The organism is Mycobacterium toneyamaense, from assembly GCF_055384815.1.
The window spans coordinates 708,369-723,393 of the sequence record NZ_AP040333.1 but is presented as its reverse complement, the minus strand read 5'-3'; the positions used below and the strand labels follow the sequence as shown (position 1 = coordinate 723,393).

The following is a 15,025-nucleotide window of genomic DNA, read 5'->3' as shown; positions in this document are numbered from 1 at the left end:
ACGCTCATGTTGCTGCCGCTGCGCGCTCCCGCGGCCACGCCCAGATCAGACTGAGCGGAGCCAGGATCGCCAGCGTCCCCAGCAGTGGGAACCGCAGCACGCCGTTCAGCACGAAGGCGCCGGCGAACAGCAGGACCGGCACGACGCCCGTCAGGCACTTCTGGCCCGTCTTGAGCACCATCGTCAGCGTCAGGGCCACCGCGGCCGCCGACGCGCCGTGCAACACACCCTTGACCGCGGGCACTTCCTTGAACCGGAAGTAGGCGAACGACAGTGCCAGCACGATGACAAGAGGCATGGCGCACAGGCCGAATACCGCGGCGGCGGCACCGGGGAAGCCACGCATCTTGGTGCCGGCGAACACCGCCATGTTCACCTGGTTGGCGCCGGGCAGGATGCGGCACATCGTTGTGGCCGAGAGGAACTCGGCGTCCCCGAGCCAGCCCTTCTCGACGACCAGTACCTCACGCGACCAGGCCGACAGCCCGCCGCCGAATGACGCCAGGGCGATGTGGTTGAACGTCAGGACCAACTCGAACAACGAAACCCGTTGGGCCGTCGAGTCGATCTGCTCACTCATGGACCAGCTCGGGGTCGTGCGGGAAGTCGTCTTCGTGATGCTGCGACGAATCCAGCGGATCCGGCGGCTCGTAGTGGTGCGAGGTCTCCCAGTCGGCGTCGAAAACCTCGGATAGCTGCGCGACGGCGTCGGGGTCCTTGACCATCACGCCCAGTTCGCGGCGCAGGTCGAAGGCGCTGCGGTCGATGTTCATCGAGCCCACGAGGGCTTCGTGGTCGTCGACGATGACGAGCTTGGCGTGCACCCGCAGGTTCTTCTGCTTGCGCACCTTCGCGCCGAACCGGCGCAGGGTCCGCAGCGAGGCGAAGGTGTCGAGGATGTCCCAGTCGCTGATGCCGTGCTTGCCACCGCACAGCACATGGACATTCACGCCACGGCCCACCGCCGCCGCGATGTGGTCGAGGATGACGGCGTCGACGTACTTGGGATGCTGGATGCGCAGCCGGTGTTCGGCGGTGTCGATGAATTTCGCCATGTGGTAGCGGGAATTCGAATTGCTCCACAGCAGCCCGTGATACTGCGACGGCTCCCAGTCGGTGTGGGACCAGTCGGCGTCGAACACCTCGACGATCTGCGCGACGTGGTCCGGCTCGGTGGTGATGAAGCCGTAGTCCCGGGTAAGGGTGAAGTACTTCTCGCACAGGTTGAACGTCGCCACGAGCGCCGCCGTCTCGTCGACCACGATCGACTTCTCGTGCGTCACGTAGAACGTCGGATTGGACCACTGGACGTTGACACCGGCAGCCGAGAATTGTTCGAACGTCTCGTCATTGGCGCGGTCCCCGCCCGAGCGGGCCGGGTTCAGCATGACGCGCACCGCGACACCCGCCTGATGCCGCTCGATCACGGCCGCCACGAGGGACGGCTCGGTGAACGTGAATTGCTTGATGAGCAACGACTTCTGCGCCGATGCGAGGAAATCCCGCACCGGCTGCACGCCATCATCGGGTTGGACGATGACTCGCGGCGACACAGGCCCCATAAGCGCCGGATGCTAGCACCGAATAGTGGCTGCCAGACGTGCCTCCGTCAATAACAGTGGGCCATCGGGCAAGATGAGGCACATGGATAGCGGAAGCGCCTCCCCCCGCCTGCTCGTAGTCGACGACGACCCGGACGTGCTGGCCTCATTGGAGCGTGGCCTGCGGCTGTCCGGCTTCGAGGTGTCGACCGCCGTCGACGGCGCCGAAGCCCTGCGCAGTGCCACCGAATTCCGGCCGGACGCCATCATTCTGGACATCAACATGCCGGTGCTCGACGGCGTCAGCGTCGTCACCGCGCTACGCGCCATGGACAACGACGTGCCGGTGTGTGTGCTCTCGGCCCGCAGCTCGGTCGACGACCGGGTGGCGGGGCTGGAAGCCGGCGCCGACGACTACCTGGTCAAGCCGTTCGTGCTGGCCGAGCTGGTGGCGCGCGTCAAGGCGCTGTTGCGCCGCCGGGGCGCGACCGCGACGTTCTCGTCGGAGACCATCTCCGTCGGGCCGCTCGAAGTCGACATCCCAGGCCGGCGGGCACGCGTCAACGGCGCCGACGTCGACCTCACCAAGCGCGAGTTCGACCTGCTGGCCGTGCTGGCCGAGCACAAGACGGCCGTGCTGTCCCGCGCCCAGCTGCTCGAGCTGGTGTGGGGCTACGACTTCGCCGCCGACACCAACGTCGTCGACGTGTTCATCGGTTACCTGCGCCGCAAGCTGGAGGCCAACGGTGCGCCGCGACTGTTGCACACGGTCCGCGGTGTGGGGTTCGTACTCAGGCAGCAGTAGCCCGTGAACATCCTGGCGCGCGTCTTCCGTCGCACCCCGTCGCTGCAGTCGCGCGTCGCGTTCGCCACCGGTATCGCCGCGGCCATCGTGGTCGGGATCGTCGGCACCATCGTGTGGATCGGCATCACCAACGACCGCAAGGAGCGGCTGGACCGCCGCCTCGACGAGGCCGCCGGCTTCGCGATCCCGTTCCTGCCGCGCGGACTGGACGAGATTCCGCGGCCACCGCACGACGAGAACGTCGTCATCACCGCCCGCCGGAGCGGCCAGGTCAGCTCGAACTCGAACGTCGTCCTGCCCGAGCTACCCGTCGGCTACGCCGACACCGACGTCAACGGCGTCCGCTACCGGGTGCGCACCGTGCAGATCCACATGCCGGACCCGATGCTGGTGGCGGTCGGCGCCACGTACGACGCGACCATCATCGACACCAACAACCTGCATCGCCGGGTGATCGCGTTGTGCGCGTTCGCCATTGGCGCGGCCGCCGTCGCGGGCTGGGCGCTGGCCGCGTTCGCGGTACGTCCGCTCAAACGGCTGGCGCAGCAGACGCGCGATATCGACCCCGAAGGCGACGCCCCGCACATCGACGTCCGCGGTGCCACCGAGGCCGTCGAAATCGCCGACGCGGTCAAGGGTCTGGTGGACCGCGTGTGGGAAGAGAAGGGCCGGACGAAGGCCGCGCTGGCGTCGGCGCGTGACTTCGCCGCGGTATCGGCGCACGAGCTGCGCACGCCGCTGACCGCGATGCGCACCAACGTCGAAATCCTGAGCACGCTCGACCTCCCCGATGAGCAGCGCAAGGAAGTGCTGAGCGACGTGGTGCGCACCCAGTCGCGCATCGAGACCACACTGTGGGCACTGGAGCGCCTGGCACAGGGTGAGCTGTCCACCGTCGATGACCATGTGCCCGTGGACATCACCGAACTCCTGGATCGCGCCGCGCACGACGCCATGCGCGTGTACCCGGACCTGGAGGTGTCACTGGTACCGGCGCCGACCATCATCATCGTGGGACTGCCTGCCGGGCTGCGGCTTTCGGTCGACAACGCGATTGCCAACGCCGTCAAGCACGGTGGTGCGTCGAAAGTTCAGCTGTCAGCGGTCAGTTCGCGCGCCGGGGTCGAGATCGCCGTCGACGACGACGGGTGCGGCGTCCCCGAGGATGAGCGGCTGAAGGTCTTCGGCCGATTCAACCGGGGCTCCACGGCATCACACTCGGGCTCCGGGCTGGGCCTCGCGCTGGTGGCCCAGCAGGCCGAATTGCACGGCGGCACCGCGACATTGGAGACCAGCCCCCTTGGCGGGACGCGGCTGTTGCTGCGGCTGCCCGGACATCGCTGAGCCCGGCGCCGCCTCCACCGCGACTGTGCACACAGATGGCAAGATTCGCGGATCCCGGGCTCTCATTGCACACTCGCGGATGCATAGCCCGACGTCCTCACCACGAATGTGCAGTCAGATCGCAATTCTCCGAAAATTGCCGATCTGTGTGCACGCTCGCGGCGGCTCGGAGAGTTGCCGACGCGCTACCTGCTCAGCCGACGGTGATCTCGACCCGTCGGTTCTTCGCCCGGCCTTCCTCGGTGCTGTTGTCAGCGATCGGGTTGGCGGCGCCGGCACCGCGGGCCGTCATCTTCGACGCCAGCACGCCGTTCGAAACCAGGGCGGCGGCAACGGCTTTCGCCCGGGTGTCGCTCAGCTTGAGGTTGACGGCGTCGCTGCCCTGGTTGTCGGTGTAGCCGGTCACGGTGACCGCACCATTCGGGCAGCCCTTGATCTTGTCGGCGATCTGGACCAGCAGCCGGCGGGACTCCCCCGTCATCTGCGAGCCACCGGTGACGAAACTGATGGGGGTCCGCAGCAGCTCGGTGACGTCGGCCTGCACCTTCGCGCAGGGGCCACCGGCCGGAGCGGGTGCGGGTCCGGGAGCCGGAGCTGACGACGGTTCCGGCGCGGGCGGCGCCACGGGGCCACCAGGCGCCGGGATCTGAATGTTGTTGGCCAGCTTCGCACCCGGGAACGACAGGGCCGCGGCGCTCTGCACCTCACCGGCCACGTCGAGGTTGGGCGCCGTGCCCATCAGCGTGACGGTGGCGCCGTCGATGGCCAGCCCGAAATCAGCGATGGCATCGGCCGCCGAGAACACGTTGCCGATGGCCGCCATGTCCGGAGTGCCTGCACCGTCGACGACGGTCGTCTTGTCGTTGAGGGTGGCATTCAGCCACTGCGCCTTGACCGCAGCCGCCAGTTCGGACTTCGACCGGGTGTTGGCCAGGCTGCCCGTCAGGGTGACGGTGTTGCCGTCGCGGGTCAGCGCGAACGGCGCGGAGGTCAGCTCCGGTTGCGCCTGCGTCGGTACCGCCGAGGCGGCGATGGAACTCGGAGCCCGATGCTCGTCCGAGGTGCCGAACACCACCCAGCCGACGGCGGCGACGACGGCCACCGCGACAGCCACGACAGCGACCCTGCCGCGCATGCCCAGCCGACGGCCGCTACCGGACGGCTCGATGACGTCAGCTGTGTCCGGCATTGCAAAAACCCTCCCTGAAACACGTTCGAGCCTAGAGCCCGACAGCTGTGAAGACGGCACGTTGCCGCCATGACACGCCACAACCGCCGGGCTCTAAGCCCGACAGAAAGTCGATCAGGTCAGCGGACGCCGACGAGGTCGATGACGAAGATCAGCGTCTTGCCGGACAGGCGATGCCCGCCACCGGCGGGGCCGTAGGCCTGTGTGGGCGGGATGGTCAGCTTGCGCCGGCCGCCCACACGCATCCCGGGGATGCCGTCCTGCCAGCCCTGGATCAGGCCGCGCAGGGGGAATTCGATGGTCTCGCCGCGGTTCCAGGAGCTGTCGAACTCCTCACCGGTGTCGTACTCGACGCCGACGTAGTGGACCGTGACGTTGCCGCCCGGCACTGCCTCGGCACCGTCGCCGACGATGACGTCCTCGATCACCAGCGAGTCAGGTGCCGGGCCGTCCGGAAATTCGATCTCAGGTTTGGTGTTAGCCACGGGGACCACCGTAGTCGGGCACCCGACGCGGGCGGACAGGAACCGCACCCCTAGTGGCGGCGCAGCCGGCTCAACAGGTCACGGAGCGTGGCGAGCTCGTCGGCGTCCAACGTGGCAAACACGGGCGGGGCCGGGTCGTCGAGCTGGCCGATGCCGCGCAGCACTGCGCCACCGGCGTCCGTCAGGGACACCAGTTTGCAACGCCGGTTCTCCGGATCCGGTTGGCGCACAACCAATCCGCGCTCTTCCAGATCATTGATCGCGACGGTGGTGGCCGGCGCGTCCATGCCGGTCGCGGCGGCGATCTCTTTGGCCGTCATGGCCTTGGCATCGAGCCGGCGCAGAATCCGGGCACGGCTGAAGGGCAACCCCGTCTGCTCGACCACCGCGCGTTTCCAGCTGTCGCGGTTCTCGACCACGACGGCGGCCATGGTCTGCCAGACCTCGTCGGCCAGCGGATCAGTGGACACCGGCCGGCTCCGGCTCGCGTGGCCCCTCGATCAGTGGCGCCAGCCGCTCCGCGGAGCGCAGCGCCCGTGGCGAGGTCGAGACGAATCCGAGCACGGTGACCGCCACACCCACGCCGACACACATCCACCACAGCGGCCGGGCCTGCGCGGCGAAGTCGACACCGCTGCCGGCCAGTGCCGAGCCGGCGATCGAACCGCACAGTGCCACACCGATACTCACGCCGACCTGGCGGCTGGTGGAGGTCACAGCCGCCGCGGCGCCGGCACGGTCCACCGGCATGCCGCTCACGGCGGCGTTGGTCACTGGCGCATTCATCATCGCGAACCCTATGCCGTACACCGCGAATATGACGACTACCCGCCACATCGGCGTCGTCGCAGTCAGCGTCGTCAGCATCAGTGCCGCGGACGCCATCAAGATGCCGGCGGCCATCAGTGACGGCCGGGCGCCGTAGCGCCCGACGATGCGTCCGGACAATGGCGAAAAGACAAGGGCACCAATGGCGATGGGCAGATAGATGATGCCGGTGTGCATTGCCGAGTAGTGCCGCTCGTTCTGCAGGTAGAACGACATCATGAACAGGAACGCGCCCCAGCCGGTCAGCGCCATCACGGCTGTGACGGTCGCGCCGGCGAAGGGGATGCTGCGGAAGAAGCGCAGATCGATGAACGGGTCGCGACGCCGGCGCTCGTAGCGCAGGAACGCGACGAGGGCGACCGCCGCCATGACCGCGATGGCCACGGTGCGCGGGTGGCTCCAGCCCATGCCCGGCCCCTCGATGAGGGTGAAGACCAGGCCGAAAAGGAACAGCACCGCCAATCCCTGGCCGACCGGGTCGACGTCACGCATCGTGCCCGACTTGCTCTCCGGGACGAAGATCGCGGTCAGCACGATGGCGGCCAGACAGATCGGCAGGTTGATCCAGAACACGGACCGCCAGCCGACGGCGTGGATCAGCAGGCCGCCGACGGTCGGGCCCAGCGCCATCGAGATACCGACGACCGCACCCCAGAAACCGAGCGCCCGCGCCCGCTCCACCCGGTCGGTGAAGACCTGCGAAATGATCGACAGGGCAACAGGATTGAGCATCGAGCCGCCGATGCCCTGAACCAGGCGGGCCGCGATCAACGCGTCGGCGGTCGGCGCGAGGCTGCACAGCAGGGACCCGCACGCGAAGATCGTCAGGCCGATCTGGAACACCCGCCGACGGCCGAACCGGTCACCGGCGGCGCCCGAGAGCATCAGCAGCGAGGCCAGTACCAGCGTGTAGACGTCGACGACCCACTGCATCTGGGCGGCGCTCGCGCCGAGGTCGCGGCGGATCGAGGGGATGGCGACGTTCACGATGGTGGAGTCCATCGACACGATCAGCAGACTCAGGCAGCAGGAGATCAGGATGATCGTCTTGCGCCGCGAGTCGAGCGCGCCGATAGTTGTATTCACACAACCATTGTGAAACTACAACTGTCTTTGACGCAACGTCGTACCGGAGTGACATTGGCGACATGAGCAGAACGCGCGCGCTCGGCGCCCGCGAGCGGCCCCGAAGTGCACGTGAAAAGCGGCGTGTTGCCGTACAGACACGGCCACTCGCGGGAAAAGAGAAAGCCCCTCGCGCACAGTGCGCAAGGGGCCGTCTCGGTGAAACTCAGTGGTTGGGGTAGTCCCGCTCGGTGTAGCCGGTGTAGATCTGGCGCGGGCGGCCGATCTTGGTGCTCGGGTCGGCGCTCATCTCGCGCCAGTGCGCGATCCAGCCCGGCAGGCGGCCGAGCGCGAACAGCACCGTGAACATGCGGGTCGGGAAGCCCATGGCCCGGTAGATCACGCCGGTGTAGTAGTCGACGTTCGGGTACAGCTTGCGCTCGACGAAGAAGTCGTCGGTGAGGGCGATCTCCTCCAGCGACTTCGCGATGTCCAGCAGCTCGTCGTCGCCGCCGAGCTTGCCGAGGATCTTGTCGGCCTGCTCCTTGACGATGCGCGCACGCGGGTCGTAGTTCTTGTAGACCCGGTGGCCGAAGCCCATGAGCTTCACGCCGTCTTCGCGGTTCTTGACCTTCTTGACGAAGTCGCGGACGTCGCTGTGCTCGGTGCGGATCTTCTCCAGCATCTCCAGCACGGCCTGGTTGGCGCCGCCGTGCAGCGGGCCCCACAGCGCGTTGATGCCGCCGGAGATCGAGGTGAACAGGTTGGCCTGCGACGAGCCGACCAGACGCACCGTCGACGTCGAGCAGTTCTGCTCGTGGTCGGCGTGCAGGATGAACAGCATGTCCAGGGCGCGGACCAGCTCCGGGTCCACCTGGTACGGCTCGGCCGGCAGGCCGAACGTCATGCGCAGGAAGTTCTCGACCAGGTTCAGCGAGTTGTCCGGGTACAGGAACGGCTGCCCGACCGACTTCTTGTAGGCGTAGGCCGCGATGGTCGGCAGCTTGGCCAGCAGGCGGATGGTCGACAGCTCGACCTGCTCGGGATCCTTCGGGTCGAGCGAGTCCTGGTAGTAGGCGCTCAACGCGTTGGCCGCCGACGACAGCACCGGCATCGGGTGCGCGTTGCGCGGGAAGCCGTCGAAGAACCGCTTCAGGTCCTCGTGCAGCAGGGTGTGCCGCTGAATCTTGGTGGTGAACGCCTCGAGTTCGGCGGCCGTCGGCAGCTCACCGTAGATCAGCAGGTAGCTGACCTCGATGAAGTTCGACTTCTCGGCGAGCTGCTCGATCGGGTACCCGCGGTAGCGCAGGATGCCCGCGTCACCGTCGATGTAGGTGATGGCGCTCTTGGTGGCCGAGGTATTGACGAAACCACCGTCGTACGTGGTGTAGCCGGTCTTGGCCAGCAGCGAGCCGAGCTCGATGCCGTCCGATCCCTCGGTGGCGCGCACGATCTTGAGATCGACCTCGCCCCCGGGATACCGGAGGTTGGCTACGTCGTCAGAGCTGGAGGTGTCGGCCACTTGAACCCCTTTTGCGGTGTCGACTTGCAGTGTCGGCAGGTGAAACGTCCGGGACTAGACGGTAGTCGTTAAGAGAACTATGTGCTTGCTCGGGTCGCCATAACCCCGCTGTCAAGCATCATTTGCGAGCCACCTGATAGCGCACGAACGCCGGTACCACCAGAACCGAGACGACGACGCCGACCACCACCAGGACGCCGCCGCCGGCCGCGGCCACCGTCGTCCCCACGACCGCGGCCGCCGCGCCGTGCACCGCGTCAGCAATCCGCGGCCCGCCCGCGACCACCACCGTGAACACGCCCTGCAAACGGCCACGCAGCTCGTCGGACGCGGCTTCCTGCAGGATCGTGCTGCGGAACACCGCCGACACCATGTCCGCGGCACCGCCGACGGCCAACAGCACCAGCGCGATCCAGAGGAATCCGTCGGGCCGGCCGGTGGCGTGGCCGACCGCCAGCCCGAAACCGGCCATCGCGACGCCCCACACCACGATCGAGACCACGACCGCCAACCCCTGCCTGCGGACCCGGGGCAGCCACCCCGAGAACACCCCGCCGGCCACCGCGCCGACCGCCATGGCCGCCGACAGCAGCGCCATCGCCGTCCCGCCCGCGACCGGTCCGCCGAAGTTCTCGTGGGCCATCTGCGGGAACAGCGCGCGCGGCATGCCGAGGATCATCGCGATGAGGTCGACCACAAAGGACATCAGGACGACGCGGTTGCCCGACAGATAGCGAAAACCGTCCAGCACGGCCGCGAAGCCCCAGCGTGAGGTGTCGTCGTCGGGCGAGTGCTCGGGTGGCATCGGGGTGAGCCGGAACGTGGCCCAGATCGGCGCGATCGTGGTGAGGGCGTCGATGAAATACAGCGTCGACAGGTCGACCCACCGCAGCAGCACACCGGCGAGCAGTGGGCCGATGATCGCGCCTGCCTGGAACACCGTCATGTTGAGCGAGTTGGCGGCGGGCAGTTGCTCGGCCGGCAGCATCCGCGGGATCGCAGCCGAGCGCGTCGGTGAGTTGATCGCGTAGAACGCCTGCTGCACCGACAGCAGGCACAGCACCAGCCAGACGTTGTTGAGCCCGGCCGCGGCCTGCACCCACAACAGCACCGACGCGACCGCCAGCCCGCAGGACGCGATGATCAGCAGCCGCCGGCGATCCATCGCGTCGGCCCAGGCGCCGCCCCACAGGCCGAACACGATGAGCGGCACCACGCTGAACACACCCGCCAGCCCGACGTAGGCCGAGTTCTGCGTCAGCGCGTACAGCTGCACCGGCACCGCGAAGATCGTCAGGTTGGCCCCGATCACCGTGACGACGCTGGACCCCCACAAGCGGCGGTAGTCGGGGTTGCGCAGCGGTGTGGTGTCGGCGATGAGGCCTCTCATCGGCGGGCGAGCGAAGCGACGGGGAAATTCACGGCTGGAGCCGTTCGATGCGGTCGCCGGTGATGCGAATCCTGTTGTGCACCCGGTTCTCTCGGCCCTGCCAGAACTCGATCACTTCCGGGGCGATGAGGTAGCCGCCCCAGTTCGGCGGCACCGGCACGTCCGGCACGTCGGCGAATCGCTCGGTCACGTCACGCAACTGTTCCAGCAGCGCCGCCCGCGAGGCAATCGATTTTGACTGGTGTGACGCCCATGCCCCCAGCTGCGAACCACGCGGCCGCTTGGACCAGTACTCGGCGGTGTGCTCGGCGTCGACCCTGGTCACCGCGCCGCGGATATGGATCTGACGGCCCAGCAGGTACCAGGGGAACGTCGCCGACGCGTAGGGCACCGCCGCCAGCTGCTCACCCTTGTCGGAGTCGTAGTTGGTGTAGAAGGAGACGCCCGTCTCTTCGATCGATTTGCACAGCACCGAGCGCGTGACGGGATGGCCCTGCGCATCGACGGTGCCCAGCACCATGGCGTTGGGTTCGGAGACGCCGGCCTGCACGGCCTCGGCCATCCAGTCGCGGAACAGCGCCAGCCAGCCCCGGCTCAGCCAGTCGACGTCGAGGTCGACACTGCCGTCCTTCTCCGTCGAGCCGTATTCGACCCGCATCCGGGCGAGATGATCACTGTGGTCGGACACCATGATCGGCGACGGTACGCCCATACGGTGACACAATGCAGACATGGCGTCGGACGCACCGCGGGACCATGCAGTATTCGCCTCGGCGGCAACAGCTTTCACGGACCTCGTGGCACTGATCCCGACCACGGCATGGGACGGTCCCGGTCTGGGAGACTGGGACCTGCGGGCGTTGGTGGGGCACACGTCGCGGTCACTGATCACCGTCAGCAGCTACCTGCGCACGCCCGCCGACCGGGAGGACGTGACCGGACCGGCGCACTACTACGCGCTGATGCGCGGCTACGCCGCCGGCAGCCCCGACATCGTCGAGCGCGGCCGGGAAGCCGGGCGCAATCTCGGGACGGACCCCGCCGCCAAGGTCGCCGATCTGCTCCACCAGGTGCTGACCGACCTGGACGGAGCGGGCGACCCGCTGATCACCGTGATCGGCGGCCTCGGCATCCGACTGAGCAACTACCTGCCGACCCGCGTGTTCGAGCTCACGGTGCACAGCCTCGACATCGCGCGCGCCACCGGAATCGACAGCACCCTGCCCGACGAGGCGCTGCGCGACGCCACCGTCCTGGCCGCACAGATCGCGGCGTTGACCGGTCAGGCCGCGGCGGTGCTGCCGGCGCTCACCGGACGCGGTGGTCTACCTGCCGGTTTCTCCGTCGTCTGACCGCTTGTTACCGGCCGGTAGGCCCCGGCTCATCGGCTAGTGGAACAATTTCGGCATGACAGAGGCAACGTCAGTGTCGACGCCGCAGGTCCCCGAGAACTTCGTCGCAGGCCTCGAAGGCGTCGTGGCCTTCACGACCGAGATCGCCGAACCGGACAAGGACGGCGGCGCCCTGCGCTACCGCGGCGTCGACATCGAGGATCTGGTGCGCCACCGCGTCACGTTCGGTGACGTCTGGGCGCTGTTGGTGGACGGCGAGTTCGGCCGGGGCCTGCCGGCCGCCGAGCCCTTCCCATTGCACGTGCACTCGGGCGACGTCCGTGTCGACGTCCAGGCCGCGCTGCCCACGCTGGCCCCGATGTGGGGTTTCCAGCCGCTGCTCGACATCGACGACGACACCGCCCGCGACCAGCTGGCCCAGACGTCGGTGACGGCCCTGTCGTTCGTCGCGCAGTCGGCCCGCGGCATCTATCAGCCCGCGGTGCCGCAGCGCATCATCGACGAATGCCCCACTGTGACAGCACGTTTCATGACCCGCTGGCAGGGGGAGCCGGACCCGCGGCACATCGAGGCCATCGACGCCTACTGGGTCAGCGCCGCCGAGCACGGCATGAACGCGTCCACCTTCACCGCGCGCGTCATCGCGTCCACCGGGGCCGACGTGCCCGCGTCACTGTCCGGCGCCATCGGCGCCATGAGCGGCCCGCTGCACGGCGGTGCCCCGGCCCGCGTGCTGCCGATGATCGAGGAGACCGAGCGCACCGGCGACGCCCGGGGCGTCGTCAAGGGCATCCTGGACCGCAAGGAAAAGCTCATGGGCTTCGGCCACCGCGTGTACCGCGCCGAGGATCCACGCGCCCGCGTGCTGCGCGCCACCGCCAAGCGCCTGGACGCCCCGCGCTTCGAGGCCGCCGCCGCGCTGGAGCAGGCCGCCCTCGCCGAACTGCGCGAGCGTCGTCCCGACCGCGCCATCGAAACCAATGTCGAGTTCTGGGCCGCGGTGATCCTGGACTTCGCCCAGGTGCCCAGCGCGATGATGCCCGCCATGTTCACCTGCGGCCGCACCGCGGGCTGGTGCGCCCACATCCTGGAGCAGAAGCGCCTCGGCAAGCTGGTCCGTCCGGCGGCCATCTACGTCGGCCCGCAGCCCCGCAGCGCGGACTCGGTGGCCGGCTGGGACAGCATCGCGCACAGCTGACACTTCGGGCTCGATTTCTTGTCACCGATGAGAAGTAGCGTTGGAGATGGTCATAACGAATGACCCCAATCCACGCAGTACCGCTCTGAGGAGAACACGATGACCGAGTCCCAGACCTTCCTCGCCCCGCACCTCGTCGTCGGCGACGGCGCCGCTGCAATCGACTTCTACGTCAAGGCTTTTGGCGCCACCGAGCTCGGCCGGGTGCCCGGGCCCGACGGCAAACTCATGCACGCCGCACTCACCATCAACGGTTCCAACGTCTACCTCAACGACGACTTCCCGGAGATGTGTGGCGGCAAGTCGCAGACCCCGACGGCCTTCGGCGGCACGCCGGTGACCATCCACTTGCAGGTGCCCGACGTCGATGCCGCCTACCAGCGCGCCATCGACGCCGGCGCACGCGAACTGATGGCCCCGCAGGACATGTTCTGGGGTGACCGCTACAGCCAGGTGGAGGACCCGTTCGGGCACCACTGGTCGCTGGCGCAGACCGTGCGCGTGGTCAGCCCGGAGGAGATCGCCGAGGCGATGGCGGCCCAGCAGGGCTAGCGACCAGTGATTTGTGCACGATTTTCCGCGGTGACCGCGGAAAATCGTGCACGAACCACTCAGGAGAAGGCGCTGAGGAGTCGCTGACGCAGCGTCGGCTTGGGCGCGCTCGCGGCAGCGGCCAGCATGTCGGACACGTCGATGAACTTGTCCCGCGGCCGTTCGGCGCCCCCGCGCGCGATCTCTGCCGCGTCGATGGCCCGCCACCCCGCCATGTCGACCACGTCGGGCCGGCGGTCGCGGATGAGCTGTTGCAGCGCACCGCTTTTCGCGGTCGGCTCACGAAGCCGGCTGGCGTTGTAGTCGGCGACCAGCCGGTCCACGGTGTGTGCCGCGCACGACTTGTTGGTGCCGATGAAGCCCGTCGGACCACGCTTGATCCAGCCCGCGACGTAGCTGCCGCGGACGGGTTCACCGGTGGCCGGATCGATGACGCGGCCCTCGTCGTTGGGGACCACGCCGGCGGCATCGTCGAACGGCAGACCACGAATTGCCTTGCCGTGGTAGCCGATTGACGTCAGCACCAGGCCGGCGTCGAGCTGACGGACCTCGTCGGTGCCGGTGACGGTGAACTCGATGCCGGTGACCTTGTCCGAGCCGAGCACGCGGGCCGGAGTCAGCTCGTAGGCCAGCCGGATCCGCGGCCGCGTCGGCGGGGCCGAGCTGTCGGGCAGCTTGGTGAGGATCTCGAGCTTGTGGCGCGTCAGTGCGTCCGTCTCGGCTTCCAGATCCCGACGAACCAGCTCGTGGTCCGCGGCGTCGAGCACCACGTCGCACGTCGACGTCAGGCCGATGAGCTCCGGCAGAGTGAACGCCGAGTGGATGGGCCCACGCCGGGCCACGATGACCACCTCGCGCACCTTCGAGTCGCGCAGTGCGGCCAGCGCATGGTCGGAAATGTCGGTGCGCGCCAACACATCCGGATCGGTGGTCAGGATGCGGGCGACGTCGAACGCGACATTGCCGTTTCCGATGATCACCGCCCGCTCGTGCCCCAGGTCGACCGGCAGATGCGAGAACTCGGGGTGCCCGTTGTACCAGGCGACCACCTCGGTGGCGGTTCCGGTTCCGGGCAGCTCCATGCCCTCGATGTCGAGGCGCTTGTCGTTCGGCGCACCGACCGCGTACAGCACGGCGTGGTGGTGCTCCAGCAGCTCGGCGTGCGTGACGTCCCGACCCACCTCGACGTTGAGGTAGAAGTCGAGCCCGCGGCGCTTGGTGATCTGGTCGAACAACCGCGTCACGCCCTTGGTGCTCTGGTGGTCGGGGGCGACCCCGGCACGCACCAGCCCGTAGGGCGTCGGCAGCTTCTCGAAGATGTTGACCCGGACCCCGCGCTGGGTCAACAACTCGTCAGCGGCATACATGGCGGCCGGCCCGGAGCCGACGATCGCGACGCGCAGCGGACCGTGCGGCCGTTGGTCGACCGCCGGGGCGTCGGGCACCGGCGCCAGCTTGGACGTCGGCGGCAGCTTGCCCTCGTACTTCGGGTAGAAGGACGCGTTGAGCTCGATGAACGGCAGCTGCGCTTCGGTCAGCTTGGTGTCCGGCTTGATCGCGCCGACCGGGCAGGCCGTGATGCAGGCACCACAGTCCACGCAGGCGGCGGGATCGATGAACAGCATTTCGGCGGTAGCGAAACCCGGCTCGTCCGGGGACGGGTGAATACAGTTCACCGGGCATGCGAAGACGCATGAACCATCGCTACAGCACGACTGGGTAATCACATGAGGCATGTCGTGCGTCCTCTGAAT

At 68.0% G+C, this 15,025-nt stretch carries 15 protein-coding genes; 5 read left to right on the top strand and 10 right to left on the bottom strand.

Going from position 1 to position 15,025, the window contains the following annotated elements:
- Window positions 1–4 precede the first annotated feature (4 nt).
- Both ACZ5IQ_RS03470 and ACZ5IQ_RS03465 read right to left on the bottom strand, forming a co-directional pair.
- Window positions 5–580 carry a chromate transporter gene (locus ACZ5IQ_RS03470; RefSeq protein WP_464480810.1) on the bottom strand — a complete coding sequence of 192 codons (576 nt, stop codon included), beginning with the start codon at window positions 578–580 and terminating at the stop codon, window positions 5–7.
- Window positions 573–1,562 (bottom strand): phospholipase D-like domain-containing protein, encoded by a 990-nt coding sequence (locus ACZ5IQ_RS03465; protein ID WP_464480809.1) that lies wholly within the window; start codon window positions 1,560–1,562, stop codon window positions 573–575. Before ACZ5IQ_RS03465 ends, ACZ5IQ_RS03470 begins: the two co-directional genes overlap by 8 nt.
- Before the next feature lie 73 nt (window positions 1,563–1,635).
- On the opposite strand from ACZ5IQ_RS03465, the gene ACZ5IQ_RS03460 reads away from it, so the two are divergent.
- Entirely contained in the window at window positions 1,636–2,346 is a 711-nt protein-coding gene (locus ACZ5IQ_RS03460) for a response regulator transcription factor (RefSeq protein WP_029104649.1), read from the top strand.
- Window positions 2,347–2,349: 3 nt separating this feature from the next.
- Window positions 2,350–3,690 carry a sensor histidine kinase gene (locus ACZ5IQ_RS03455; RefSeq protein ID WP_061005594.1) on the top strand — a complete coding sequence of 447 codons (1,341 nt, stop codon included), beginning with the start codon at window positions 2,350–2,352 and terminating at the stop codon, window positions 3,688–3,690.
- A gap of 193 nt (window positions 3,691–3,883) precedes the next feature.
- Here the strand turns inward: ACZ5IQ_RS03455 and arfA are convergent, their stop codons facing one another.
- From arfA to pdxH, 7 genes are all read right to left on the bottom strand, one after another.
- Window positions 3,884–4,879: a channel-forming protein ArfA/OmpATb gene (gene arfA, locus ACZ5IQ_RS03450; RefSeq protein ID WP_464480808.1), complete on the bottom strand. Its 996-nt coding sequence runs from the start codon at window positions 4,877–4,879 to the stop codon at window positions 3,884–3,886.
- Window positions 4,880–4,998: 119 nt separating this feature from the next.
- Window positions 4,999–5,364, bottom strand: a complete 366-nt coding sequence (locus tag ACZ5IQ_RS03445; protein WP_064860349.1) for an FKBP-type peptidyl-prolyl cis-trans isomerase — start codon at window positions 5,362–5,364, stop codon at window positions 4,999–5,001.
- Window positions 5,365–5,414: 50 nt separating this feature from the next.
- Window positions 5,415–5,834, bottom strand: coding sequence for a MarR family winged helix-turn-helix transcriptional regulator (locus ACZ5IQ_RS03440; protein WP_061005598.1), 420 nt, complete (start codon window positions 5,832–5,834; stop codon window positions 5,415–5,417).
- Complete coding sequence (locus ACZ5IQ_RS03435; RefSeq protein ID WP_133426549.1) at window positions 5,824–7,278, bottom strand: MFS transporter; 1,455 nt, start codon at window positions 7,276–7,278, stop codon at window positions 5,824–5,826. Before ACZ5IQ_RS03435 ends, ACZ5IQ_RS03440 begins: the two co-directional genes overlap by 11 nt.
- A gap of 205 nt (window positions 7,279–7,483) precedes the next feature.
- Window positions 7,484–8,779, bottom strand: coding sequence for a citrate synthase (locus ACZ5IQ_RS03430; RefSeq protein ID WP_020098907.1), 1,296 nt, complete (start codon window positions 8,777–8,779; stop codon window positions 7,484–7,486).
- 118 nt (window positions 8,780–8,897) lie between these two features.
- Window positions 8,898–10,169, bottom strand: a complete 1,272-nt coding sequence (locus tag ACZ5IQ_RS03425; RefSeq protein ID WP_464480807.1) for an MFS transporter — start codon at window positions 10,167–10,169, stop codon at window positions 8,898–8,900.
- Window positions 10,170–10,197: 28 nt separating this feature from the next.
- On the bottom strand, window positions 10,198–10,860 hold the full coding sequence (pdxH, locus tag ACZ5IQ_RS03420) for a pyridoxamine 5'-phosphate oxidase (RefSeq protein WP_464480806.1): 663 nt from the start codon (window positions 10,858–10,860) through the stop codon (window positions 10,198–10,200).
- Window positions 10,861–10,900: 40 nt separating this feature from the next.
- Between pdxH and ACZ5IQ_RS03415 the strand changes: the two genes are divergently transcribed.
- From ACZ5IQ_RS03415 to ACZ5IQ_RS03405, 3 genes are all read left to right on the top strand, one after another.
- Window positions 10,901–11,521 (top strand): maleylpyruvate isomerase N-terminal domain-containing protein, encoded by a 621-nt coding sequence (locus ACZ5IQ_RS03415; RefSeq protein WP_464480805.1) that lies wholly within the window; start codon window positions 10,901–10,903, stop codon window positions 11,519–11,521.
- Window positions 11,522–11,576: 55 nt separating this feature from the next.
- A complete protein-coding gene (locus tag ACZ5IQ_RS03410; protein ID WP_464480804.1) occupies window positions 11,577–12,719 on the top strand; it encodes a citrate synthase 2 in 1,143 nt (380 codons plus the stop codon).
- Between the two features lie 99 nt (window positions 12,720–12,818).
- A complete protein-coding gene (locus tag ACZ5IQ_RS03405; RefSeq protein ID WP_020098902.1) occupies window positions 12,819–13,271 on the top strand; it encodes a VOC family protein in 453 nt (150 codons plus the stop codon).
- Between the two features lie 59 nt (window positions 13,272–13,330).
- On the opposite strand, the gene ACZ5IQ_RS03400 is transcribed toward ACZ5IQ_RS03405, so the two are convergent.
- Window positions 13,331–15,007 carry an FAD-dependent oxidoreductase gene (locus tag ACZ5IQ_RS03400; protein WP_464480803.1) on the bottom strand — a complete coding sequence of 559 codons (1,677 nt, stop codon included), beginning with the start codon at window positions 15,005–15,007 and terminating at the stop codon, window positions 13,331–13,333.
- Between the last annotated feature and the right edge of the window lie 18 nt (window positions 15,008–15,025).

Coding starts and splice junctions, on each gene's coding strand:
- pdxH (WP_464480806.1), bottom strand. CDS start 10,860: ATGGTGTCCGACCACAGTGATCATCTCGCCCGGATGCGGGTCGAATAC.
- ACZ5IQ_RS03400 (WP_464480803.1), bottom strand. CDS start 15,007: ATGCCTCATGTGATTACCCAGTCGTGCTGTAGCGATGGTTCATGCGTC.
- ACZ5IQ_RS03465 (WP_464480809.1), bottom strand. CDS start 1,562: ATGGGGCCTGTGTCGCCGCGAGTCATCGTCCAACCCGATGATGGCGTG.
- ACZ5IQ_RS03415 (WP_464480805.1), top strand. CDS start 10,901: ATGGCGTCGGACGCACCGCGGGACCATGCAGTATTCGCCTCGGCGGCA.
- ACZ5IQ_RS03405 (WP_020098902.1), top strand. CDS start 12,819: ATGACCGAGTCCCAGACCTTCCTCGCCCCGCACCTCGTCGTCGGCGAC.
- ACZ5IQ_RS03425 (WP_464480807.1), bottom strand. CDS start 10,169: ATGAGAGGCCTCATCGCCGACACCACACCGCTGCGCAACCCCGACTAC.
- ACZ5IQ_RS03410 (WP_464480804.1), top strand. CDS start 11,577: ATGACAGAGGCAACGTCAGTGTCGACGCCGCAGGTCCCCGAGAACTTC.
- ACZ5IQ_RS03470 (WP_464480810.1), bottom strand. CDS start 580: ATGAGTGAGCAGATCGACTCGACGGCCCAACGGGTTTCGTTGTTCGAG.
- ACZ5IQ_RS03460 (WP_029104649.1), top strand. CDS start 1,636: ATGAGGCACATGGATAGCGGAAGCGCCTCCCCCCGCCTGCTCGTAGTC.
- arfA (WP_464480808.1), bottom strand. CDS start 4,879: ATGCCGGACACAGCTGACGTCATCGAGCCGTCCGGTAGCGGCCGTCGG.